The organism is Paenibacillus sp. HGH0039 (genome assembly GCF_000411255.1).
Taxonomy (GTDB): domain Bacteria; phylum Bacillota; class Bacilli; order Paenibacillales; family NBRC-103111; genus Paenibacillus_F.
In genome coordinates this window covers 1149266-1171996 of sequence record NZ_KE150413.1, presented here as the reverse complement: position 1 = coordinate 1171996, position 22731 = coordinate 1149266, and the positions used below count along the sequence as shown (strand labels likewise).

Here is a 22731-nt window from a genome sequence, read left to right as displayed (position 1 = left end):
TGATTACCGGTAAGAATCCAGAAGCGCCTTAAATACTTTGCCGGAGCGCTCGATCTGCTTGATGGGCACGCTGTAGGACAGACGGAAATGCCCGCCCCGCCCGAAGCCGCTTCCCGGCACGATCAGAAGACGATGCTCCTGCACCGCTTTCAGGCAGAACTCGACGTCGTCTGCAATCGGTGCCTTCGGGAAGATGAAAAAGCCTCCCTGCGGCACGGTGAATTCATACCCGGCCTCCTGCAGCACGCCGACCATAAGATCACGCCGCTTGCGGTATTCCTGCTGCTCGACGGCGAGCGTATCCATACGCGTAATGACACGCTGCATCATAACCGGCGCGTTGACAAATCCGAGCGTGCGGTTGCTGAAAACGAACGCCTGGGCGAGCAGCTGCGCATCGTCTGCCGAAGCGTCGACCGCGACATAACCGAGACGCTCTCCGGCGATTCCGAGGTCTTTGCTGAACGAGCTGACGAGGATCGTACGCCCGTATGCGGCAAACGGGTTCGGCGGAACCGCGTCGTAAACCAGTTGGCTGTACGGATCGTCGTACACCATGTAGATCAGGCCGCCGTGTTTTTTCTCGCCTTCGGCAAGCACTTTTCCCAGTTCGTTCAAATTGTCCTGCGTAAGAAGCGTGCCGGTCGGATTGCCCGGGGTGTTGATAATGATCGCGCGGGTCCTCTCCGTGATCGCCCGGGCGACACGTTCCGTATCGACGCTGAAATCGTCGGCGAGGGGAACATGAACCGCGACGCCGCCGTGATTGTCGGCATAGTAGTCGTATTCCACGAAGTAAGGCGTCAGCAGAATCACTTCATCGCCCGGATTCAGGATGCTTTTCAGGACTACGTTCAGCCCTCCGCCCGCTCCGACCGTCATGACGATATGTTCGGGCTTGACGCTGCCCCCGTACCGGCCGTTGAGATAGTCCGCCACTTTCTGCCTTGCCGAAGGCAGCCCCTGGTTCGGAATGTACTGGTGCTTGCCCAGCTCGCCGCTGTTTACCGTATCGGCTAGTGCTTTCAGGAAAGCCTCGGGCGGCTCGACTACCGGATTTCCAAGCGAGAAATCATACACTTCATCGGCTCCGTAAATGTCGATCAGCCGCTTCCCTTCGTCGAAGAGCTTGCGGATCCAGGAGCCCTTTTCAAGCTGGCCTGCGAGTTTTTCAGAAATTGCGCCTTTCGCTGGAGATGTCATAGCGTTGCTCCTTTGGTACATTTTATTTTTGTAAACGAAAAGAAGATTTAATCCTCCGATGGAGCCGTTTCGTCCTCCGGCCTGTTAAGCAGTTCTTTAAGGAGTGTCAGCAGCTTAAGGTTTTCCTCTTCCGTGCCTATGCTGATTCGGATTTTGTCCTCAAGCAGCGGGGAATCGAAATGCCGGATGTACACGTACCGCTCCGCGAGCCACTCCGTAATCCTTCGTGCGGATAAACCCGATCCGGCCGGAGGCGTGCACAGCAGGAAGTTCGTCTCCGAATCGGGAACGGCAAACCCGAGGCTGCGAAGACTGCCGCCTAAGCTGCTTCTGGACGCGCGGATACGGCCGACGGTCTCGCCGAAATAGGACCGGTCCCTCAGCGCGGCGGCCGCGATTGTTTGCGTGAGCATGCTCACATTGTAGGAATCTTTGCATTTGTCGAGCGCCTCGATCAGAGCCTCGTCCGCAAACGCATAGCCGAAGCGAATTCCGCAAAGCGAATACGATTTAGATAACGTGCGCAGAATCAGCAGGTTCGGACAGCGGCCGATCAGCCTCAAGGCGCTCGCTTCTCCATCGGCAAAATCGATATAGGCTTCATCGACGATCAGAAGCCCTTTGTAACGGCCGGCAAGCTCTTCAATCGCATCCACGGACACTAGCAATCCCGTAGGGGCATTGGGATTTACGAGAATGATGGCCTGGGAAGGCACGGCGAGCAGAGCTTCCGTATCGATGCTGAAATCTTCCCGGGTCGGTACGAATTCGCAGTGCACCCGGTGGATGTCCGCCGCGGTCCGGTAAAGCGAATAAGTCGGATACGGCAGGGCGATGGTGCTTCCCTCCTCCAGAAACGCTTTGAACAGGAGGGAAATGATCTCATCGGAACCGTTGCCGCAGAACACCTGATTGCGGTTCACACCGTAGATGTCCGCCAGCACTTCCCTTACGGGCTCGGCCGTCGCATTGGGATAACGCCTCAGCAGAGCGTAATCGAAACCAGCCAGCGCCTTCCTCACATCGGGTGAGGGCGGATAAGGATTTTCGTTGGAATTGAGCTTGATGACCTGCTGCTCCGCTTCCGGCTGAAAGCCGGGTATGTAGGGAGCCATGCTGCGAATGTGGGCTTTGGCGTACAAGAAACCTGCCTCCTTTGCTCTTTGTGATCTCCGGTGAAATTTCTTTTTAATCAGTATAACGCAATTTTCCGGAGATTCTAGCAAAAAAAATAGAGACCGGAGCCGTTCTGCAAGAATCGCGGGCTTTGTCTCTTTTCTCTATCATAAACGCTCACGGAACTTCATAGACTTTACCAAAGGGACCCTATTAAAACCGCACAGAAGTCCAAAAAAGAAAGAAGGGAATCAGGTGACGGGCTTTGTCACTTCCGCGATACTCAATTTCTTCGTAGCTTTCGGCGTCGTTATGGGAGGCAGCATGCTGGCGGGAATCGGCTCGGTTCTTTCGCTCCAGCCCCCAACCTATAAGATGCTGCTTATCGCCGAGAACATTAAAATTTGGGCGATGGTCGCCGCAATCGGGGGCACGATCGACCCCATCCGGATGATCCAGGACAACTTTCAGGACGGGCAGCTTTCTCCCGCTTTCAAGCAAATTCTGCTGATCATCAGCGCCTATATCGGGGCGCACATGGGTACATCGCTCATCCAGCTGATCTGCAAGGGGGGCGGGCAGTCTTGAAAATGCCCAGCTTCGACCGTTATCCCCGCTTCCTCGCGGGTATCGGGCTTTTTTTGGCGGGAGGGATTGTGGGCAGCGCCGTGTTTCTAAGCTTGTATCATCATACCTACAACGTGCTCGTGATCGAGAACTGGAACCTGAAAAAAGAAAACAACGGGCTTCAACTGGATATCGAAACGCTGAACAAATTCAAGAACAAACAGGGACTGATCACGCGTGTGACCGTCCATTTGTACAATGATATTCAGCATCCGCTGGAAAGCCATGTTCAGAAAGCGCTGGAGGACCGGGTCAAAAGGGACCTGAAAATCGTCGAAGGACAGAAGCTGGGGGAAATCCGGGATTCGCCCCAATTGTACGAACGCCTCATCGCGAGCAAAACGTATTACGGCGTAATCGATAAAGACTACATCGTCAATGTCAAAGCGATGGCGCTCGTACAATCGGAGCTGACCGTGTGGATTACGGCGGACGAACCGAAGAAGCAGGCTCTTCCCGACAAAGGAACGATCGTGCCGGATCATGACGCCTTTAAAGGCTCTTACTAGCCCTTCCTATTAAAATAGGTAGAAAAGGCTGAAACCGGGCGTTACAGCTCGAAACGGGCCAGTGCGATCTCCCGGAAAGCCTCTTTATTCGCGGAAGCGGCCGGAATTTCGGCAAACAGCTCGTCCGCATGGTGCAGATACAAGTTCTGAATCGTGCGCGTGTATTCGATACAGCCGGAGTCCACGACATACTGGACGCATTGCGGCTTATGTTTTAAAAATTGGGGCTGGTCGATTTCACCGTTGTAATACTGCTGGATAACCGGGAATTCCGCATCTTCCTCGTCCAGAAGAAACAGGACCGGGATGGTTTTCTTTTTCTGAACGAGATCGTTCTTGTAATCGAAACGGAGCAGATCGCTCAAATCGTTGTCGAGCTGAGCCATCAGTCCCATATAGACGGCCAGACGATTCAGCTTGCCTACGGTATCTTCATCGGCGTTCGCATCCGTGCAGGCGTAGCCCATATACAAAGCCAGCTGAACGAGCGTACCGGATTTACGCTGAACCATTCCCACGTAGTCTTCTTCCGTCTGCACGGCATTCGTCACATCCAGATGCTGTCCGTTAATCGCCTCCGTAATGAATTCGCATACTTTGGCGGGATCGGGCAGAGGAGAGGCCGGGTATTGGCGTCGGAGGGCTCCCAATTCGGAGACGGACGCCGTCACGAGTCCCGTGTATACGTTCAGCGCCTGCTCCTGGGGCACGGTCATCCACGGCTTCTCCGTATTGTCCTGATCCTGGATATCGTCCATAATATCCAGCGCAAGCAGCATAAGCTCGGTCAATGCGGCGGCCCGGTGAATGGCCGGATTGCTTCCGCCCAGCAGATCGTGAACACTCCAGGTGAGCTCTCCCCAGATGGAGTGCTCTTCTTTCTTGTCCGCCACGCTTTTCAACAGCAGTTCTTTCAAGGAAGGTACGGTAAAATAAGTTTCAATGAGATTCTGAATATCGCTCCAAACTTCAGCCTTCATGCTGCACCGCCTTTTCGGGATTGGTCAACGCTTGATTTGTAAAAACTTCTCGATAGCCTGAGCCCGGGATTTCACCCCGAACTTGTCGTAGATCTTGCGCACGTAGTTGTCCACCGATCGCTTGCTCATATGAATCTCATCGGCAATCTGCTCATTGGTGGCGCCTTTGACGATCTGATTCATGATGTTGATTTCCTCGTCGGTCAAGCTCGACAAATCATCATCCGGGTGGCTGAGCCTCATCTGATGCAGGAGGGAGATCGGAATGACGGACTGGCCTTCCTTCAAGGCCCTCATCATGTTGCGGATCTGATCCTCGCTCGAGTCTTTGGACATGATGCCGCAAACGCCGAGCTCCAGAAGGTTGTTCAGAATCGGCATATAATCAATGCCCGTAAAAATCACGATCTGAACGTCCTTATTCAATTCCTTCATCTTGACGGCAACTTCCATGCCCGTTAAATCCGGAAGGTGAAAATCGAGAAAAATGATGGAAGGATTCAACTGCACCATCATTTCGACGCCCATTTCCCCCGTCGTCGCGACGCCGACCACTTGAATATTCTCCTCCTGCTCCAGAATAAACTTCGTGCCGTAAGCCATGGCGGGATGGTCATCAACTATTAGGATATGTTGTATTTTGTTCATGTCGGTATGCCTTCCTTTATAGGGATCTGAATTCTGACTTCAACGCCTTTACCCGTCATGGACTCCATTGTGAACTGCCCGTTTAAATGCAAGACCCGGCCTTTCATCTGCTCCAGGCCCATACCGGAACGGCCGACTGTCTTGCCTGACGACGAATTCGGTCTAAACCCGATACCATCGTCCTCATAGCGAATGCTAACCTCGCTTCCGCTTGCGACAAGCCGGATGAAAAGCCGGCTGGCCTGCGAATGTTTCTTCGCATTTGTAATCAATTCCTGAATGACTCGGAAAATATGGCGTTTCGCCTCATAATCGAGATTCTCCATCGCCGTCGTCTTTCCTTCCGTCACGAACTGAATTTCGTAATCGCCGAGACTCGATTCGGTATCCACGAGGTTCTGCAGGGCCCGGACAAGCCCGATATTTTTAAGCAGATAAGGATTCAGTTCGAAGCAGCACTGCCGCAAATTCATATTGATCAGTTCCAGATGGTTCAAAATATCTTTAAGCTGCCGGTGCTCATCGGGATTAAGCAGCTGTTTCTGAAGATTTTTTAATTTCCGTTGAACGAAGAAAATATCCTGCATAGTCGTATCGTGCAAATCGGTCGCGATCCGCGTCCGTTCTTTTTCCTGCAGATCGAACATGGTCTTGCGGAACCAGACGTATTCTTCGCTGCCTTCCTGGTTGGGAAGCTCCGAGGCCAGCTCCAGGAGCTTCATGTTCAGCTTGCGGATCAGATACAGGTTTTCTAGGCTGACGGACAAATACGAGATAATGAGGCTCAGCCATTCGCTCTCTTCCCGGTTCATGAACGTATTCGTTTTTTTCTTGGTCATGACCAGAAAAGAGATATACTCTTCATGCCCCTTGATGAGCGTTCGCGTATAATCAGAATCAAACCAGTCGTTCCCCACAATCCGGCGTCGCACTTCCTTCTCGTCAATGCTGCCCTCGCTGATAATTTCCAGATTTCCATCCGCGTATTGGATCACGATCGCTCCCCCGAGCACCTGCAAGGTATCCACAATATCAACCAGGACAATGTCTCTCAACTCACGAAAGTTTGTAATTCCGCCAAGATCGCTCGCGATCTTTTTCAGCGCCTGCTGCAGGTAATATTTCCTGGGAAACATAATCTTCTCGAGCCTGGTGGCGAAGTATTCGAGAGAATAGGTGACGAAAGTAAGCACGATTAAAGTCGTCAAGAAGCTGATGACCAAATGCTTGAGACTTGCATCCTTCTGAAAGATGAAGTAATTGACAATTACCAATACTCCGCTGGGCAGAGTGGAAATAAAAGCGGTGTAGTAGACCCTTCTTATAAGAATATCCAGATCGTAGAGCTGCTTGGACATCATCAAATAACCGAAAACAACCGGAAAGATCATCACAAACCACCCGCTGTAATATGAAAACGCGAGCTCTTGTTTAAGAATTAGCCTTGGCAGGAAAGTAAGAAATACCAGTGGAAAAAATGAACAGATGAGAGCAATTACAACTGTCCTAATCACTGTAAACAAATAATCATTCGTTTTTCGGTACTTAATGTATAAGTAAGCCAGCAGCGCGAGATTCAGTGTAAATCCCAGGATGAAAATAAAAATGGTTCCGTAATAAACTTCCGAATAAAATTCAAATTCGGCAGAGGGCAGAAACATGACTGCCTGTATCCCGGTAAAAATAATCAGTCCTACGTAAACATATTTCATAAAATAGGTCGGCAAGCTGAAGCTTGATCTCTCTTTAAAGAACATAATAAGAAAGTGAAGAAACACAAAAGGGAGGGCAGCGACCAGGGTCATAGTCACTCCTTTAGCCAGAATGTCCGCCCGTGTCGAGGCGCCTATGGCCATGAAGATCAGCGCAATATTTGCAAATACTACGGAAAGCATGGAAGCCGATACTGAATTTGCTATTCGAGTATATAAGAAATAAGCAAACAAAAAAGCAAAGATTTCTCCGATCAATGAAAGAATATCAATCGTCATCGACGTGGAGTATTCTTTCAAGGAAAACTCCAAGGTTTGGCCGTCTCTTTGAATAGTGATTTTGTCCGCTTGCTCTATACTGTGATACTTTTGTACAGTCGCATGTTCCGACGGATCTTTACCGTCAATGGAAATTACAATATCGTTTGTTTTAAAACCAACCTTATCGCCGATGCTTATCTTCTCTAATCCTGCTATGTACCACTGTCCCACTGCATTCTGTTCCGCCAGTATTCCTAAATACGGGTATCGGTAGGCTACTTTAAAAAAAGAAACCTGCAGGAAAACGATTACTAATAAAAGCAAGATGACCCATTTCTTTTTGTAATTCATTAAAATCACCTTTTCTATTTCCAGTTTTTATTGTAGTATAGGTAATAAGTTATATATTCTGAACAAAGCGAGGTGTCTGTCATGCAAACGGCAGTACTATGGTCCCGCGAACTGAAACAAGCTGTTAAAGAAGCAGTTGGTTCCAAATCCGCATCCGCATCCTCCGAATCTTTAACAAAGATTGAAGTGAATTCCTTGCAGAAAGCTTTGGCAAGCGAAAAACCAGAAGTAAGATATATTATGTGGTAAACCTATCCACATCATAGCAAAAAACAAAAAGATTGCCTATCAGCAGTGAGCTGATAGGCAATCTTTTTTTATGGTTCGTATGCACTAGACTGCATATGTGCGCAAGCCGGATTGCGTACTTGTTCAAGGAAACAGGGATGCTTGCACTACCGGATACGACTTTAAGACATGCAATCCCGGGTACGTCTTTAAAGCAGAACGCGTTTTTTTCCATTATTATCCTTCTTTCTTGCGCATCAGTGAAAATTATTTTGCATCCTTGCGAAACAAAATTGCGCTGAATCTGTAAGGTTTTAAAGATAATATAAAAGTATACATTTTTATCCATAGACCAGAACTTAGGAGTGTTATTTATGACCCAGTACCAATTCGATAACTTTTTTGAAGATCTTCTCAAAGATACGCTGATCGAAAAGTTCGAAACTGTGGAAGTACCACGGCTGCAGCTGGAATCCTCCTGGGAGAAACTGCAGCAGAAATTAGAGATAAGCAACTAACCCGTGTTGTGTCTTCTTTAATAATCAGGACATGTATTCGACAGAAAGAATTGAATCCCTTCTTTACTCATGACAGCCGGTTGCCCTTGGAGGCCCCGGCTTCGTTGCTTTTTCCAAGAAAAATCGGTACAGTTAAGGCAAAACAATCTGTAGGGGGCTTTCCGTACATGTTAGAAACGGTTCAAATCGTACTGTCTACGCTTATTTTTATTACCCTGCTCTTCTCGGTCGTCTTCAGCTTCCGCTCCCGCCGGAAAACCGATCCAAAGCAAAGAGGCACCAACGCCGCGCTGATGAATATCAGTATGGGGCTGATGCTTATTCTTATTGCCGTGACGCAGCTTTTCTTCCTCTCGGACACGCCGGTGCGTCGAATATTCGGGACGATCTGCCTGCTGCTCGGACTGTTTAACCTGTTTGCGGGAATCCGCAATTATTCGTACTTCTCCCGCATGTCCCGCTGATCAGACGCCGTCGATAAACTGGGCCGTCAGCATCGCCCGGCACACCAAAGTGCCCGCATGGTAGATCTGCACATCGATTTTGCCGAATTTACGGCTCACTTCCAGAATGTTGGGCCGGATCTGGATCTCGCTTTCGATCTGCACCGGTTTGATAAAGTACGTCGACATGTTATCCATCACGAGGTCCCCCTTCTTGACGGTCTGCACGACGCGGTACGCCGCTTCCGTCATGAGAGTGGTCAGGACCCCTTCCGATACCGTCCCCAGGTGATTCGTCATCTGGGGCGTTATCGTTCCGCGGAACACCACGTTCCCTTGTTCGTCCCGGAATTCCTCGAACCTTCCCCAGATGAGATCCTCGAACGTTTCCCCGTTCTGCGGCTGCTTCTGGATATACTGCATCGCCTTGAGCACGTCGTTGCGGTTGATCACGCCGAGCATTTTGCGGTTGCCGTCCACGACCGGTAGCAGCTCGATCCCTTCCCACACCATCATATGGGCGGCGGAAGCGACGGAGGTCTGCGGGCTGACCGTCAGAGGATTCCGCGTCATCAGGCGGTCGACGGTCTGGCCGGCATCGGCGCCCAGCATATCTTTTGGGGCCACAAGTCCGATAACGCGGTTCCACTCGTCCGTGACGGGAAAGCGGCTGTGCCCCGTCTCTTCGACCAGCGCGCGCCATTCCTTGACCGAGCTGTTCGCTTTCAAAGCGAAAACATGGGGATTCGTCGTCAAAATATCCTCGACGAGAAGAATTTTTTTCTTGATCAGCCTGTCGTAAATGGCCCGGTTAATCATCGAAGCCACGGTGAAGGAATCGTAGCTGCTCGATATGATGGGAAGCTCCAGCTTATCCGCCAGCTTCGTCATCTCGGGGCTGGTGTGAAAGCCGCCCGTGATCAGTACGCCGGAACCCTGCTCCAGAGCCAGCCTGTGCACTTCCTCCCGGTTGCCCACGATAAGGAGCGAGCCCGCCTCCACATACCGCATCATCGCATCGAGTTCCATAGCCCCGATCACGAATTTGTGCAGCGTCTTCTCTAGGCCGTTCATGCCGCCGAGCACTTCGCCGTCCACGATGTTCACGACTTCCTCGAAGGTCAGCTTATCGATATTGCGGCGTTCCCGCTTGCCGACCCTGACCGTGCCGACCCTTTCCTTCGTGGAAACGAGGCCCTGATTTTCCGCTTCTTTGATGGCGCGGTAAGCGGTGCCTTCGCTCACTTCGAGCTGGTCCGCAATTTTGCGGACGCTGATCTTGCTTCCGATCTTCAGGCTCTCGATATGGCGAAGAATCTGTTCGTGCTTCGTTAACGATTCTGTTCCCGTTTCATCCAACTGTACTACCCCCGTCCGATTCGCTGTATTAGTCTGTTAAGTTTATTATAGACGAAGAAAAACCAAACGAAAAGCGCGGAAAGCGCCGTCCGTCTGGTTTTTCTTCGCTGCCTGTGTTATCTCCGCGTGTCCACGGGACCTACGTTGTCTGCGGTGTCTGCGGTATTCGCGGTACCCCGTCGCTGGGCCCGCCGGATACTTTACTTGCGCAGGCCCAGCAATTTCTTCCCCTGCAGCCGCTGCTCCATGCGCCAGCGCTTCATCCGCTTGACGCGGACGATCTCCTGCCGGGTCTCCTCATCGACACCGAGAAGCTCGTGCAGATGAGCCGCGATGATAAGCAGGGCGAAACAGATCCAAATCGCACCGAACACCGTCGGCAGAGTAAAGCCTCCCCCAATATCAAGCTGCGGTACGGAGTACAGCAGCATACCAAGCGCGAGGCTCATAAAAATCACGTTTTTGAATCCTTTCACGGCTGTTCACGCTCCCCCTGAAGTGACGGCATCCCGCCCTCGAGCCTCTGCCCGAAGCAGCTTGAAGGACATGCCGCCCTGTACTTCATCCTATGACAGGCTCAGGAGCTTTATGAGTACGTTTTATACGGCGGATTTAGCGGTTGTACTGGCGTTCTTCGTTCCGTCCTTGCTGCTCATAAGCTTCGAGCAGAGAAAACGTCCGAATTTGGTATAGTCCCGGAGTCTGCGATCCAGGTCCCGGTTGTGCTGTTCCATTTCTTTTTCCAGATAATATGGTTGCGGATACATGCGTCAAACCCCTTTCTTTGTGTGAAGCGGCCGGCTACCTTTGATTATAGATGGAATAAGAGGAACAAAAAGAGTATAATTACCTTTAATATTTTCCCCTTTTTTACAACTACAAGGAGACCGGACTTTATGCAGCTTTATGATTATTATCTGCAGCTGCGCGTCAGCCAGCCGCATGCGCGCGAAGGCGAGCCGATTCCGATCACCTTGGACCTGCTGGCCGGCCACTGGTTCTGCACCGTACGGAATGTGAAGCTGCTGCTTAAGAAAATGACCCAGCTGGACTGGATCCGCTGGCAGCCGGGCTGCGGACGCGGCCGTTCTTCGCTGCTTACTTTCGTGATCCCGGCTCCGGAGCTCATCTCCCGGACCGCGATGGACCTGACTCGCAAAGGCGACTTCAAAGCCGCCGTCGAATTGATCCACACCTACGGGCGCCACTATGCCCTTAAGGACAGTTTTCTGGACTGGATGTCCGGATATTTCGGCTTTACTACCGCCTCCTCCGAGGGAGCCGTCCTGGATACTCTGCGTCTGCCCTTGTTCCGGCACCCCGTTTCGCTCGATCCCGCCCATGCCATTTTTGCCACGGACTGCCAACTTATCAGCCATGTGTTCTCGACGCTGCTCGAACTCGATCCCGCAACGGGAAATCTGCTCCCCCAGCTTGCCCATTATTGGGAATGCAGTGCGGACGGCACCGAGTGGACCTTTTATCTGCGCAAAAAAGTGTGCTTCCATCACGGCCGGGAAATGGATGCGGGGGATGTGAAATACTCGCTGGAACGGCTTGCCGATCCCGCCAGCGGCTCCAGCTGGTCCTGGTTCATCCAGGATGTGGTGTCTCTCACTCCGATAACCCCTTACATGCTTCGGATCGGGCTCAAACGGCCCAATCATCTGCTGCCTTTCTTCCTGACGTTTCCGGCGGCTTCTATCGTGCCGGAAGATATCGTCAGGGACAGTCCCTCCCTTTTCGGGCGCTCCCCTATAGGTACAGGACCTTTCCGGATGGAGTTTTATGACAAATATATTTGTCGGCTTCATGCCTTTGACGGCTATTACGGCGTACGGCCTCATCTGGATGTGATCGAGATGTGGATTTTACCGGAACAGCTTGCCGCCTATCGTCCGAAAGGGAATGATAAGCTCATCGTCTCCCACGGGGATGTCCCGATGCCTGCGGAAGAGTATAAACATCAAGGTTTCCTTGCCAAAGAAGAGCATGTATTCGACGGAAGCACTGTGCTCACATTCAACGCCAGACGCGGTCCGTGCCGCAGCCGGCTCCTCCGCCAGGCTATCGACCGGCTTATCGACCGGCAAGCCATGGCGCGGGAGCTCGGAGATAACCGGGTCGGTCCTTCGTCCGGCATTATGCGGGATTTTCAGTTGAGGCAAGGTTCACGGCTTCCGGAAGATCCGGATTTGAACGCCGGATATGCGCGTGACAACGCGTCTTCGTCCGTGGACGAGCTGATCCGGACATCGGGATACGCGGGTGAGACGCTGCTGCTCCTTGCATACGCCCAGCACGGTGAAGATGCCCGCTGGATAGCCGGAAAACTTACGGAAGCCGGCCTGAGCGTGAAAGTCGAAACGATGCCTATCGCCGCTTTTACAGACCGGGACTATGTCCATCAGGCAGACATGTGCATGTTCATGCCTGTCTCATCTTCTCCGCTAGGTTTTCTCGGCTATCTCCTTCAGACGACCAACTATATCCACAGGCATATGAGCTCCGCCCTCCAAAGCCGCATACAAAACGCGGTGGGACAAATCCAGCGGGAGGCCTCCCTTGAACGGCAGGCTGCGGAGCTGCTGAAGATCGAGGACATGCTCCACGCGGAAACGGCTCTGCTTTTTTTATTAAAAAAAACGTTCCGGGTCGCCGTTCACTCCTCGATCGGAGGCGTTCGCGTAGAGCGCCAGGGATGGGTCGATTACCGTCATCTTTTCTTAAGGGAGAGAGCCGACGAGGGAGATAGAACCGTTAACGAGAGCGGTCTCCGGGATTCCGCGGACGAACGGCCGTAAAAAAAGACGCTGAGCTCGGGAGAGCGGCAGCGCCGGGTGGTGCATTTTATCCCAGGGGAAATATGTGCTTGTGGCATGGAGCCTCTAACGGCGATGTACGGGAGCAGCCCCGCCGTGCAAGGAAGATAAATAGACAAAAAAGCAGTCAGCCGCGGGAATCCGCATCTGACTGCTTTTTAACGGGCGTCCGCTGTTTGGCGGAGCGTTTAGGTGCGCACCCCTGCAGATGATACGCGGCGAGCATCGCCGCATCGGCCCGTGTGCGCTACAGGCGCACCACGACGCGTCCGCGCATGCGGCCCGCCAGGATGTCCTGCAGCGCCGCAGGCACTTCCTCCAGCGTGATTTCCCGCTGGATCATGTCCCCCAGGCTGCGCGGCTTGAGGTCGCCGGCAAGCCGCTCCCACAGCTTCCTGCGCAAATCGGCCGGGCAGTAGACGGAGTCTATGCCCAGAAGGTTCACGCCGCGCAGGATGAACGGGTACACGGTGGCGGGAAACGCCCCGCCGCCGGTGAGCCCGCTGAGGGCGACGGAGCCGCCGTACCGTACCGTGCCGAGCACGTACGGAAGCGACGCGCCGCCCACAGGATCTACCGCCGCGCTCCACTGCTCGCGGCGGAGAGGCTTGCCGTCTTCTGCCGCAAGCGCTTCGCGCGGCAGCACCTCGCTTGCTCCGAGCCCGCGCAGGTATGCGTGCTCGGAGCTTTTGCCCGTGCTGGCGGCTACCTCGTAGCCGAGACCCGCCAGCATGGAGACGGCGGTGCTGCCCACGCCGCCGGTAGCTCCCGTGACAAGCACGGGACCCTGGCCCGGGCGCAGGCCGTTGTCTTCCAGCCGCTGGATGGAGAGAGCGGCCGTGAAGCCCGCGGTGCCGAGCGCCATGACGTCCTTCGGCGTCAGGCCGACCGGTACGGGCACCGCCCAGTCCGCCGGCACCCGGGCCAGCTCGCTGTAGCCGCCGAAATGCCCGGTCCCGAGCGCGTAGCCGGTGACGAGGATTTCGTCCCCTTCCTTATAGCGCGGATCGGCCGATGAGACGACGGTGCCGGACAAGTCGATGCCGAGCACCATCGGATAAGAACGGACGGTCTTGCTCTCCGGCGTGGAGGCAAGACCGTCCTTGAAGTTGACGCCGGAGTAGGCAACCTTCACCAGCAGCTCGCCTTCAGGGAGCTCCTCCACCGTCATTTCGCGTATACCCAGTGAAACGCCCTGCCCGGTCTTATCAACCTGCAAGGCACGGAATGTGGAATCTGTCATGATTCATCCCTCCTCATTCCGATCTTATCACGATTGCTGCCGTCGAGAAAATGCGGGGTGCCGCTTCCGACCGGAGCCCGCCACTTTCCCTACGGCAGCAGAGAAGCGGTTTAGTCCATCCCGGAGCGCTGCATCTGCCGTTCGAGGTGAAGAGCCAGAAAGCCGATCTCATCCATCGGAATCGGTTTTTGGAGATTCGCCTTGAGCAGTTCCGCCAAAAGGACCGCTTTTTGAAACGCCAGGGGATATTCCTCGCAGATTTTACCCAGCAGGGGATTCCGTATCGTTTTTTGTTCCATGATCCGGTCGATAAGCGCTTTTAAATGAGAAATAAAACGGACGGTCGAGAACGAATTGTCAAAATCCAGACCGAGTTCCTTGGCTCTCTCGATTACCTGGGCGACCAGTCTGACCACCGCAAGCGCCGTTCCTTTTTCCACCTTGGTCCGGGCGGTATGGAAATGCATCGCGAGAAAAGCGATTTCATCGTCCGGCAGCCTCACATCCAGATGCTGATTCAGAAAATCGATCGCCTTGCTGGCTATCCGGTACTCTTCCTCGTACAAGTGCTTGATTTCGTAAGCGAACGGATTAAGGATATGAACCCCCCGCTTGCAGCGTTCCACGGCAAAGTTGATGTGATCGACCAGCGCGGCGTGGATCGTTTCGGAAAATTCCCCTTCCAAATGCCCCTGCGCGTATGCGATCACTTCTTCCGTAATCCCGATAATTTTGACGTCAACGGCATGAAGAATGTGCTCGTAGTGCTCCAGCACTTCCGAAGTGTGCAGCAGAAATTCCTGCGAAATATCGGCGTCCTGTATAATCATGCCTGGTTCTTTTTTGAATCCGATTCCTTTGCCGAACGCAATTGAATTTTTGCCGGTCGAAAGCTTCGTCATGACTACATTATGGGAAAGCACGTGAATGATTTTTCTTTGAATCATAAAGGTTCTCCTCCATCTAGGCAGCTAAACGTTTGGCAATGGATTCCTTAATCAGTTCCGAGTCCGTCCCGAAAATAACGTGCACGTGTCCCTTTCCCATGTTCATAATTCCGAATGCACCCAGTTCCTTCAGTTTTTCTTCCTCCACTTCTTCAGCCTCTTTAAGCCACAGCCTCAGCCGGGTTATGCAGGAGTCCACTTTGATGATATTGCCGATGCCGCCCACGCTGTTCACGATAGCCGTAATCCGTTCTTCCTCCGGGGGCGGGGCCGAAGATACGATCGCCGCGGTCAAACCGGGAAAGTCTTCTTCCCTGCCGGGGGTTTTCAATTTAAAGGCTTTAATCAGAAACAGGAACAACCCGTAGTAGACGACAAAATAGACAGCTCCTATGATCAGAAACGTAAAAGGAAATTCCTTTAATTTCCAATTCAACAACAAATCGATAAATCCTCCCGAGAAACTGAAACCGAGCTTAATATTAAACAGATGCATGAGCAGCATCGAAAGACCGTTCAGAACCGCATGCACTCCGTACAGCAGCGGTGCCGCAAACATAAACGAAAATTCAAGCGGTTCCGTCACCCCGGTGAGCATCGAGGTGAGTGCGGCGCTGTAAAGCAGAGCGGCCGCTTTCTTCCGCTTCTCCGGCAGCGCGCATTTGATCATCGCCAAAGCGGCCGCAGGCAAGCCGAATATCATCGTCGGGAAAAAGCCGCTCATGAACATGCCCGCGCTCGGATCGCCCGCGTTGTAGCGGGTCATATCGCCATGAACATAAGTTCCGGTATTTGTCATGAACTCGCCCACCTGAAACCACACGATACTGTTCAGAATATGGTGCAGACCCGTGACCAGGAGAAGCCGATTCAGAAAGCCGTACATGAATACGCCGATTCCCCCCGCATCTACGATCCAGAGGCCCGCATCCCGGATCACATCCTGTACAGGAGGCCAGATCAGGCCCATGATCCCCCCCATTCCCGCCATAACGAGCGAGGTAATGATGGGCACAAAACGCCGGCCCCCGAAAAACATGAGGTAATCCGGAAGCTTGATATTATGAAACCGGTTAAACAGCATCACGGTGATAAGCCCCGTCATCATCCCTCCGAGGACACCCATATCCAGATGGGCTCCGGGCGTCGTCTGCTCTACGGGTACGCTTTCAAAAGTCGCAAGCGCTCTCACAAACACGACGTATCCTACCGTAGCCGCAAGCGCCGCCACTCCTTGACCGGACGTCATACCGATTGCGATGCCGATCGCAAACAGCAGAGGAAGGTTATCCACAATGGCATTGCCGCCTGTGCTGAATATTTTCGAGATGAAGATCAGAAACGGATCCTGGAAAGTAAAAGCGCCGAGCCGCTGCAAAATTGCGGCGGCCGGCAGGACGGCAATCGGTATCATGAGAGACCGGCCGATTTTTTGAAGCGTATGCAGCATGTTTGCTCACCTTTTTTCATCTTGCGGAAAAAAGCGGCGGGCCGTTATTTAACCGCACCCGCTGTAATTCCGCTGGCAATTTGACGCTGAAAAATGAGATAGAAAATCATGACCGGCACCATGGAAATGAGAAGCGCCGCAAACAGCGGACCCCATTCCGTCCGGTACTGCATCTCCCCTTGCATAACGGCAATGCCCACAGGAAGAGTGTATTTGGAAGGCTCACTATTAAGTACGACGCCGAGAATGTATTCATTCCACGTATTCAGCACGTTGATGATGCTGACGGAAATGAGTCCCGGTTTGGCGAGAGGCATCATAATGCGGAAGAAAATGCCGTAGTAAGAGGCGCCATCCATCATGGCCGCTTCCTCGATTTCGGACGGCAGTGTTTTGAAGAATCCGACCAGGACGAACACACTGAACGGAATGGTAGAAACTGTGTATACGATGATAAGCCCAAGAAGGGAATTGGTCAATCCCATATCGCTCATCAGGAAGAACAGGGGAATCATCCCGAGGAACATGGGAATCATCATCGAAGCGATATACACGTAATAAAGGACGCCGCTTCCCTTGAAGGCAAACCGGGCCAGAATATACGCCGTCATTGCCGAAAGCACGAGACCCGCCAGGACACTGACTACCGTAACGATGATCGAATTCATAAAATAGCCGCCGAACTGGTATTTATCCCAAACGTAACTGAAGTTGGAGAACAACAGCGGAAATTGGGGAAGATTCCACGGTTTTCCCTGGAAAAACTGCTGGTTATCTTTCAGGGAGCCGAGAACGGTCCAGACGAGCGGGTAAAGCACCATGATCGCCCACACGATTAAAAGCAGGTTGACGACTATGCGCCAGAACGGGTTTTTCAGTCCATCACTCATGCATATAACCCCTCTACGAAATTTCTAACGGTTCTCTTTTCATAATGCGCTGCAAGGCAACCGTCGTGATCAGAGAAACAAAGAGCGTCAATACGCCGATAGCCGCCGCATAGCTCAGGTGATACTGCCTGAAGCCCTGCTGGTACAAGTAGGAGCCCAGTACTTGGGTCGCGTTATCAGGCCCGCCCTCGGTCATAATCGAGACAATGATAAAGGAGCCGTTCAGTGTCGTCATCACGATCCAGATCACGGACGTCTGAATCTGTTCCCACGTCAGCGGAAGCGTAATGTGCCAGAACTGCTGCCACTGGGTGGCGCCGTCAAGTCCTGCGGCTTCGTACAGAGAGTCCGGGATGCTCAAAATTCCCGCGATCAAGAGCAAGGTACAGAAGCCGACGCCGGCCCAGATCGAAGGCGGAAGCAGAGACCACATCGCCGTTGCCGCATCTCCCAGCCAAGGAAACACGAACGGCTCGCCTTTAACCGCACCGATCAGGGAGTTCAGAAAGCCCAGGTTCGGGTTGTAGACATAACGCCACAGCACGCCGACGACTACGACGGAGATTACGTTCGGAAGGAAGAAGATCGCCCGGTAAAACCCGGAGCCTTTGATTTTGAGACGGGTAAGCGAGACTGCAAAAAACAGGGCGAGCACCATAAAGCCAATCACTTTGCCCGCAACCAGGAAATAATCGTTCAGCAGGGCCTTCGGTATAATGGGGTCCTTGAACATTTCTTTAAAATTATCCAGCCCGATAAAATTGTAATCCATGGAGCCGCCGGACCAGTCGAACAAGCTGAGATAGATGCCTTTCAGCATCGGATAAACGGTGAATACGAGATAGAGCAGCAGAGTCGGAAGGATAAAAGAAGCAATAAACAGATTGCGTCTTACCTTGGAGCGTCCGCCCTTCGGCTTTTTCGCCACGATGGCTCCAGCCGGATTAGTCACAGGTGTTCCTTTCATGCGAGAACCTCCGCTTTCCTGGGAACGACAATAAGGGAATTCGCATTCCCTTATTATCACTCCGGAGATATGGGTGCTTATTTTTTCAATTTGGCGCGCTGCTTGGCTGCTTCGTCTTCCATACGTTTCGCCCACTCTTCTTTGGTGATTGTGCCTTGAGTCAGAGCCAGCGTGGAATCGTTACGCACTTTTTTGAGGTCTTCCGGAATAACCGGCTCCGGCGCTACGACCGTATCCGGGGAGCTGTAGGATTTGATGGCCGTTTTTGCCAAGGTGCTTGCGGACGTGTTGTCAAGATTCGTTTTCACGTTAAGCAGAGCGCCTGTCGCTTCCGCCCATTTCCCCGCTTGCTTCTCCGTAAAAATAAACTGGATGAACGCTTTTGCCGCTTCCGGATTTTTCGCTTTTTTTGCGATACCCATTGTAGCCGTAGTCGGAATGGCTACGCTTTTTCCGCCTTTTTCCTGGGCAATGGACGGAATGAATCCGAATTCAAAGCCTTGCGGCACGTCTTTTTTCATTTCGTTCTCTACCCAGAGGCCGTTCGGAATAAAGGCCGCTTTGTGCTGAAGGAACTGCGTCTGGGAGTCCGTGTGGTTCAAAGCGACGGAACCCTTGTCGATGAAGCCCTTATCGCGCATTTGAATGATCTTGTCAAGCGCTTTCATAACCGGTTCGCTTTTGAATACGCCTTCTTCCATGTTGTTGATTTTTTTAATAACGGACGTATCGTAGTTGTTCGCCGCCACGGTTGCGGAATCCAGGAACGCCCCGTTAATGTAGTACGGGTACACGCCGGTGTGAATGTAGACGCTCATTTTGCCGGAAGCTTTGATTTTGTCGCCTACCGCAAGGAAGCTCTCCCAGTCTTTCGGCTCTTCCCAGTTGTTTTTCTTGAACTCGGCACGATCCCAGAACGTTCCCCACGATCCGAAAACGAGCGGAACATCGTAGTATTTGCCTGCTTCGTACTCTTCCGGCTTGGTAATGAACAGGTCCATAATGTTTTTGCCGTCCGCGTTCTTGGCGGTTTTCAACCAGTCGGTAATGTCCATGAGCTGGCCATCCTGAAACATGGTTCTCGCGTTGGCGCCCGCTCCATCGATATAAACCACATCCGGCGGATTGCCTTGAATCCAGCGGGGTTTCATCTGATCGTTGATTTTGGCTCCGGCGGACTGCTTGATTTTCAGATCGGGATTAGCTTTCTGGAACTCGTCGATCGCCGATTTCCACCAGGTATCTCCGTATCCGCCGACAAAATATTGGATCTCGAACTCGCCGGTCAGTTTTTTGCCGCCCGCTTCTCCCGAATTCGCGTTCGAGGACGCTCCCGGAGTAGCTGCCGGCGTAGTCGTTGTGTTCGTTTTGCTGCACCCTGCCGCAATTGCGGATACCATCATCAAAGAAATTCCCATGTTGAGCCATTTGTTTCTTTTCATGTGTACAAACACTCCTTAAAGGTTCTTTTGTAATCGGTTACAAACTGAAGCGGTCCCCCTGATGCTTTGTCAACCAACGCCTTCTTACCGGGAGTTCCTCACCTCCTTAGTGGTCCCGAGAGAACAAAAAAAGGGCATAGTCAAAGAAGCAAAATCACTTCTTTAACTTATGCCCTTTCGGTAACATGTTAAAGTTTGGGTATGCAGTTGTCGGGATGAAGATAATATTGAAATTACTTACATCTTACAAGGACTTTAGTCTCTCGTCAATCCTTTTGTTAACACTTTGTCCATATTTGTCATCTTGTGCCGGATTTACCCCTGCCGCTAAGTCATGCCGAACGTAAGGCCGAAACCCCGCATTCGCCCTTGCACCAAGGGATATATGTCCTCATATGATGAAGTAATTCTTTAGTTGCAGCCGCTGGTACCGCCGGTACCGCGAAGCGAAGGAGCTTTCCTATGACCCGCATCTTCCATGTCCGCAGCCTCGATCCCGCTCTCTATGAAGACGAACGGACCGTTCTGCTGAGCGCGGGGATAATGCGGGCATACCGATTGGCACCGGACAGCGCCGTCAAGCTCCGCTTCGGTTCCGCGTCCTGCGAAGCGGTGGTCCGGACGGCTGCGGAACCGGGGGCGAGTCCGGACGAAGAGCTATGCCTTCATCCGGCGCTGGGGCGCCGGCTCGGCATTCGCGGCGGATGCAGGCTCTCGCTCGTTTATCAGCCTTCCGCCGCCACGCTTTACGCGGGTCCGCTCGTCGGGGTTCTGCTCAGCAGGCTCTATTCGTCTCAGGAAATGCCGTTCGGCTCCATGACAACCTTCTGCCGGGAGCTGACCAAAGCAGGCGAGGAAGCCGGGGTCAGCCTGTTCTTTTTCTCTCCCGAAGAAATACACACTTTTCCCGATCTGGGAGGACTGTATTACGACGAGGAATGGAGAACAGGGATTTTTCCCGTCCCGCACGTTATTTACAACCGGCTGACTTCCCGCAAATACGAAAACAAACCGGAAATCCAGCATTTCCTCAAAGCCGTTCAACTGCGTCACCAGACGCACATTTTCAACGATAAATACCTGGATAAGAACGCCGTATTCTCCGCCCTGTGCAGTGAGACCGCTCTTCAGGACTGCCTGCCGGAATCTCATCCGTTCTCCAACTATCACATGCTGAAGGCCATGTCCGGCCGATACCGGACCTTATTTATAAAACCGGCCTCCGGCAGTCTCGGCAAAGGAATTTTCCGCCTGCACGTCTTGGAGGACGGCAGCTGTGAAGTCCGGTTCTCCGCGCTCAGCGGGACCGTCGTTCTTCCCTATCCCGATCTCTTCGAGGCTTACTCCCATATGGCGGGAAAAATTCGGACACAGGCTTATCAGATCCAGGAAGGCCTGGACCTGCTGACGATCGGCGGCCGCCCCGTCGATTTCCGTGCCCTCGTTCAGAGAGACGGCGGAGGAGAATGGGTTCTGAGCTCCATCGTAGCCCGGATCGCGGCGGAGCAGCACTTCGTATCCAACCTCGCGAGAGGCGGAACGATGACGGCCGTCCAGGAAGCGCTGGCCGGGACTTCTTTGGCCTCACGCAAAGGGAGCATTCAGCGTACTTTAAAAAGTACGGCGCTGACAGTCGCTCAGGCCATCAGCAGGAACGTGAAGGGAACGTTCGGGGAGCTCGGCGTGGATCTGGCTCTGGACGCGGCCGGGCAGGTAAAACTGCTGGAAGTGAACTCCAAGCCTTCCCGCGAGGAATTCTCCCTTCCCTCTGCGGCTGAGGAACCGCTTGTGCGGCCGTCCGTCCGGCGTCTCCTTGACTATGCCGTTTATTTGTCCGGCTTTATGTAGAACAAGAAGGCGGTGGGTTGTGTGGATCATGCAGTGAATCGATGTCTGGGCGTTCTGGCCTCGCCGGGTAAAGCGGCGCCCGCCGGAGATTCCGAACCCTTTTTCCGGAAGCTGGGCCAGAACGGGGCGGCCGAAGGAATCGAGGTCATCGTGTTCAGCCCGGACGGAATCTCTTTCGAGTACGAGACGGTGGACGGCTTCCTGTACAGTCCCTCGGATTCCGCCTGGAGAGAAGGCACCTTCCCTCTTCCCGCCGTCCTTTATGACCGCTGCTTTTGCTCCAATTACGCAGAACAGCGGCTTTACCGCCGGCAGCTGAACCGGCTTCACCAGCTGCCCGGGATCCGGTTTCTGGGCGGAGGCCTCCGGGGCAAATGGGACGTCCAGCGCCTGCTGGCGGCCGACCCGGCTCTCGCCCCGCATTTGCCGCTTACCCGGCGTCTGACTTCGCCGCACCAGCTTGAACCGTGGCTTGAACTGCACGGGGCCGCTTTTCTGAAGCCCGAAGCAGGCATGCACGGCAAAGGCGCCCTGCACGTTTACCGCAGTCCCGGCCCGGACTTTTCCTGGAGCGTACGCGGCCGCGACCGGGCAAACCGTCCGGTGCAGCGGGATTTCGGAACGGCGCTGGAGATGCGGCGCTGGGTCCGCGGTTTCATAGGCAAACGCCGCTATTTGCTCCAGCAGTACCTGCCGCTGACTACACCGGACGGTACGGCTTACGATATCCGTTCTCTTATGCAAAAAGACGAACACGGCCTTTGGAAGTTGACCGGGATGGTTGTGCGCTCGGGCGGTCCGGGGAGCGTGACGTCCAATCTCCACGGCGGTGGCACCGCCTGCGAGGCCGAAGCTTTTCTGAGGGAACAATTTCCCGGCGGGGCGTCCGGCAGGCTAATGAAGACACTGTCCGTTTTATCCCATCGAATTGCGCTTATTCTGGAATCGTCGCATGGGCGTCTGGCCGAGCTGGGCATCGATTTCGGCGTTTGCCGGGATGGACGCATCCACATTCTGGAGGTTAATTCCAAGCCCGGCAGAGCAGCCTTCCAGAGCATTGACGGCGGGATAACCGCCCGCTCAGCCGCCTCTAATCCGGTCCGGTACGCCGCCTATTTGCTGAGAACGCAGCGGGAACCGGCAGGGGCAACAAGTTTAGGAGGGTAA

22 protein-coding genes are annotated in these 22731 nt (G+C 53.2%); 8 read left to right on the top strand and 14 right to left on the bottom strand.

What is annotated here, in order from left to right:
• Nucleotides 1-3: 3 nt before the first annotated feature.
• Together HMPREF1207_RS19650 and hisC are read right to left on the bottom strand one after the other, a co-directional pair.
• Nucleotides 4-1203 carry a pyridoxal phosphate-dependent aminotransferase gene (locus tag HMPREF1207_RS19650; RefSeq protein ID WP_009676680.1) on the bottom strand — a complete coding sequence of 400 codons (1200 nt, stop codon included), beginning with the start codon at nt 1201-1203 and terminating at the stop codon, nt 4-6.
• A gap of 47 nt (nt 1204-1250) precedes the next feature.
• Nucleotides 1251-2345, bottom strand: a complete 1095-nt coding sequence (hisC, locus tag HMPREF1207_RS19645; protein ID WP_016423918.1) for a histidinol-phosphate transaminase — start codon at nt 2343-2345, stop codon at nt 1251-1253.
• A 229-nt stretch (nt 2346-2574) separates the two neighbouring features.
• Between hisC and HMPREF1207_RS19640 the strand changes: the two genes are divergently transcribed.
• Both HMPREF1207_RS19640 and HMPREF1207_RS19635 read left to right on the top strand, forming a co-directional pair.
• Entirely contained in the window at nt 2575-2907 is a 333-nt protein-coding gene (locus HMPREF1207_RS19640; protein ID WP_009674587.1) for a YtrH family sporulation protein, read from the top strand.
• A gap of 2 nt (nt 2908-2909) precedes the next feature.
• Entirely contained in the window at nt 2910-3455 is a 546-nt protein-coding gene (locus HMPREF1207_RS19635) for a hypothetical protein (RefSeq protein ID WP_231392161.1), read from the top strand.
• A gap of 41 nt (nt 3456-3496) precedes the next feature.
• Here HMPREF1207_RS19635 and HMPREF1207_RS19630 read toward each other — a convergent pair whose 3' ends face one another.
• From HMPREF1207_RS19630 to HMPREF1207_RS29940, 3 genes are read right to left on the bottom strand one after another with little or no spacing between them, the layout of a single operon-like run.
• Entirely contained in the window at nt 3497-4435 is a 939-nt protein-coding gene (locus HMPREF1207_RS19630) for a polyprenyl synthetase family protein (protein WP_009674619.1), read from the bottom strand.
• Between the two features lie 24 nt (nt 4436-4459).
• Nucleotides 4460-5083 (bottom strand): response regulator, encoded by a 624-nt coding sequence (locus tag HMPREF1207_RS19625; protein ID WP_009674584.1) that lies wholly within the window; start codon nt 5081-5083, stop codon nt 4460-4462.
• Nucleotides 5080-6474 carry a sensor histidine kinase gene (locus tag HMPREF1207_RS29940; RefSeq protein WP_196809674.1) on the bottom strand — a complete coding sequence of 465 codons (1395 nt, stop codon included), beginning with the start codon at nt 6472-6474 and terminating at the stop codon, nt 5080-5082. Before HMPREF1207_RS29940 ends, HMPREF1207_RS19625 begins: the two co-directional genes overlap by 4 nt.
• Nucleotides 6475-7488: 1014 nt before the next feature.
• Here HMPREF1207_RS29940 and HMPREF1207_RS29935 point away from each other — a divergent pair.
• The 3 genes from HMPREF1207_RS29935 to HMPREF1207_RS19615 all read left to right on the top strand — a co-directional run bounded on the left by HMPREF1207_RS29935 (nt 7489) and on the right by HMPREF1207_RS19615 (nt 8617).
• The gene (locus HMPREF1207_RS29935; protein ID WP_009674578.1) at nt 7489-7656 is read left to right on the top strand and encodes a hypothetical protein; all 168 of its coding nucleotides are present in this window, start codon (nt 7489-7491) and stop codon (nt 7654-7656) included.
• A 353-nt stretch (nt 7657-8009) separates the two neighbouring features.
• Nucleotides 8010-8153: a hypothetical protein gene (locus HMPREF1207_RS29930; RefSeq protein WP_009674608.1), complete on the top strand. Its 144-nt coding sequence runs from the start codon at nt 8010-8012 to the stop codon at nt 8151-8153.
• Nucleotides 8154-8320: 167 nt separating this feature from the next.
• The gene (locus HMPREF1207_RS19615; protein ID WP_009674559.1) at nt 8321-8617 is read left to right on the top strand and encodes a YtpI family protein; all 297 of its coding nucleotides are present in this window, start codon (nt 8321-8323) and stop codon (nt 8615-8617) included.
• Here the strand turns inward: HMPREF1207_RS19615 and HMPREF1207_RS19610 are convergent, their stop codons facing one another.
• From HMPREF1207_RS19610 to HMPREF1207_RS29925, 3 genes are all read right to left on the bottom strand, one after another.
• Nucleotides 8618-9955 carry a DRTGG domain-containing protein gene (locus HMPREF1207_RS19610; protein WP_009674567.1) on the bottom strand — a complete coding sequence of 446 codons (1338 nt, stop codon included), beginning with the start codon at nt 9953-9955 and terminating at the stop codon, nt 8618-8620.
• 200 nt (nt 9956-10155) lie between these two features.
• Entirely contained in the window at nt 10156-10431 is a 276-nt protein-coding gene (locus HMPREF1207_RS19605) for a hypothetical protein (protein WP_009674576.1), read from the bottom strand.
• Nucleotides 10432-10554: 123 nt separating this feature from the next.
• Entirely contained in the window at nt 10555-10722 is a 168-nt protein-coding gene (locus tag HMPREF1207_RS29925) for a hypothetical protein (RefSeq protein WP_009674593.1), read from the bottom strand.
• Nucleotides 10723-10851: 129 nt separating this feature from the next.
• On the opposite strand from HMPREF1207_RS29925, the gene HMPREF1207_RS19600 reads away from it, so the two are divergent.
• Nucleotides 10852-12759: an ABC transporter substrate-binding protein gene (locus HMPREF1207_RS19600; RefSeq protein ID WP_009674603.1), complete on the top strand. Its 1908-nt coding sequence runs from the start codon at nt 10852-10854 to the stop codon at nt 12757-12759.
• Between the two features lie 265 nt (nt 12760-13024).
• On the opposite strand, the gene HMPREF1207_RS19595 is transcribed toward HMPREF1207_RS19600, so the two are convergent.
• The 6 genes from HMPREF1207_RS19595 to HMPREF1207_RS19570 all read right to left on the bottom strand — a co-directional run bounded on the left by HMPREF1207_RS19595 (nt 13025) and on the right by HMPREF1207_RS19570 (nt 19716).
• Nucleotides 13025-14020, bottom strand: coding sequence for an acrylyl-CoA reductase family protein (locus HMPREF1207_RS19595; protein WP_009674561.1), 996 nt, complete (start codon nt 14018-14020; stop codon nt 13025-13027).
• Nucleotides 14021-14130: 110 nt separating this feature from the next.
• Complete coding sequence (locus HMPREF1207_RS19590; protein ID WP_009674595.1) at nt 14131-14967, bottom strand: PRD domain-containing protein; 837 nt, start codon at nt 14965-14967, stop codon at nt 14131-14133.
• Nucleotides 14968-14983: 16 nt separating this feature from the next.
• A complete protein-coding gene (locus HMPREF1207_RS19585; protein ID WP_009674598.1) occupies nt 14984-16417 on the bottom strand; it encodes a PTS transporter subunit EIIC in 1434 nt (477 codons plus the stop codon).
• Nucleotides 16418-16461: 44 nt separating this feature from the next.
• The gene (locus HMPREF1207_RS19580; RefSeq protein WP_009674591.1) at nt 16462-17307 is read right to left on the bottom strand and encodes a carbohydrate ABC transporter permease; all 846 of its coding nucleotides are present in this window, start codon (nt 17305-17307) and stop codon (nt 16462-16464) included.
• A 13-nt stretch (nt 17308-17320) separates the two neighbouring features.
• Nucleotides 17321-18274 (bottom strand): carbohydrate ABC transporter permease, encoded by a 954-nt coding sequence (locus HMPREF1207_RS19575; RefSeq protein ID WP_009674583.1) that lies wholly within the window; start codon nt 18272-18274, stop codon nt 17321-17323.
• A gap of 77 nt (nt 18275-18351) precedes the next feature.
• Nucleotides 18352-19716 (bottom strand): ABC transporter substrate-binding protein, encoded by a 1365-nt coding sequence (locus HMPREF1207_RS19570; RefSeq protein ID WP_009674617.1) that lies wholly within the window; start codon nt 19714-19716, stop codon nt 18352-18354.
• A 462-nt stretch (nt 19717-20178) separates the two neighbouring features.
• Here HMPREF1207_RS19570 and HMPREF1207_RS19565 point away from each other — a divergent pair, with 462 nt between their 5' ends.
• Nucleotides 20179-21564 (top strand): YheC/YheD family endospore coat-associated protein, encoded by a 1386-nt coding sequence (locus HMPREF1207_RS19565; protein WP_009674592.1) that lies wholly within the window; start codon nt 20179-20181, stop codon nt 21562-21564.
• A 21-nt stretch (nt 21565-21585) separates the two neighbouring features.
• Nucleotides 21586-22731 carry a YheC/YheD family endospore coat-associated protein gene (locus HMPREF1207_RS19560; protein WP_009674604.1) on the top strand — a complete coding sequence of 382 codons (1146 nt, stop codon included), beginning with the start codon at nt 21586-21588 and terminating at the stop codon, nt 22729-22731.

What these genes read in the sequence shown, in the direction of transcription:
- HMPREF1207_RS19650 (WP_009676680.1), bottom strand. Translation starts at nt 1,203, where the DNA reads ATGACATCTCCAGCGAAAGGCGCAATTTCTGAAAAACTCGCAGGCCAG.
- HMPREF1207_RS19635 (WP_231392161.1), top strand. Translation starts at nt 2,910, where the DNA reads ATGCCCAGCTTCGACCGTTATCCCCGCTTCCTCGCGGGTATCGGGCTT.
- HMPREF1207_RS19630 (WP_009674619.1), bottom strand. Translation starts at nt 4,435, where the DNA reads ATGAAGGCTGAAGTTTGGAGCGATATTCAGAATCTCATTGAAACTTAT.
- HMPREF1207_RS19625 (WP_009674584.1), bottom strand. Translation starts at nt 5,083, where the DNA reads ATGAACAAAATACAACATATCCTAATAGTTGATGACCATCCCGCCATG.
- HMPREF1207_RS29940 (WP_196809674.1), bottom strand. Translation starts at nt 6,474, where the DNA reads ATGATCTTTCCGGTTGTTTTCGGTTATTTGATGATGTCCAAGCAGCTC.
- HMPREF1207_RS29935 (WP_009674578.1), top strand. Translation starts at nt 7,489, where the DNA reads ATGCAAACGGCAGTACTATGGTCCCGCGAACTGAAACAAGCTGTTAAA.
- HMPREF1207_RS29930 (WP_009674608.1), top strand. Translation starts at nt 8,010, where the DNA reads ATGACCCAGTACCAATTCGATAACTTTTTTGAAGATCTTCTCAAAGAT.
- HMPREF1207_RS19615 (WP_009674559.1), top strand. Translation starts at nt 8,321, where the DNA reads ATGTTAGAAACGGTTCAAATCGTACTGTCTACGCTTATTTTTATTACC.
- HMPREF1207_RS29925 (WP_009674593.1), bottom strand. Translation starts at nt 10,722, where the DNA reads ATGTATCCGCAACCATATTATCTGGAAAAAGAAATGGAACAGCACAAC.
- HMPREF1207_RS19600 (WP_009674603.1), top strand. Translation starts at nt 10,852, where the DNA reads ATGCAGCTTTATGATTATTATCTGCAGCTGCGCGTCAGCCAGCCGCAT.
- HMPREF1207_RS19595 (WP_009674561.1), bottom strand. Translation starts at nt 14,020, where the DNA reads ATGACAGATTCCACATTCCGTGCCTTGCAGGTTGATAAGACCGGGCAG.
- HMPREF1207_RS19590 (WP_009674595.1), bottom strand. Translation starts at nt 14,967, where the DNA reads ATGATTCAAAGAAAAATCATTCACGTGCTTTCCCATAATGTAGTCATG.
- HMPREF1207_RS19585 (WP_009674598.1), bottom strand. Translation starts at nt 16,417, where the DNA reads ATGCTGCATACGCTTCAAAAAATCGGCCGGTCTCTCATGATACCGATT.
- HMPREF1207_RS19580 (WP_009674591.1), bottom strand. Translation starts at nt 17,307, where the DNA reads ATGAGTGATGGACTGAAAAACCCGTTCTGGCGCATAGTCGTCAACCTG.
- HMPREF1207_RS19575 (WP_009674583.1), bottom strand. Translation starts at nt 18,274, where the DNA reads ATGAAAGGAACACCTGTGACTAATCCGGCTGGAGCCATCGTGGCGAAA.
- HMPREF1207_RS19570 (WP_009674617.1), bottom strand. Translation starts at nt 19,716, where the DNA reads ATGAAAAGAAACAAATGGCTCAACATGGGAATTTCTTTGATGATGGTA.
- HMPREF1207_RS19565 (WP_009674592.1), top strand. Translation starts at nt 20,179, where the DNA reads ATGACCCGCATCTTCCATGTCCGCAGCCTCGATCCCGCTCTCTATGAA.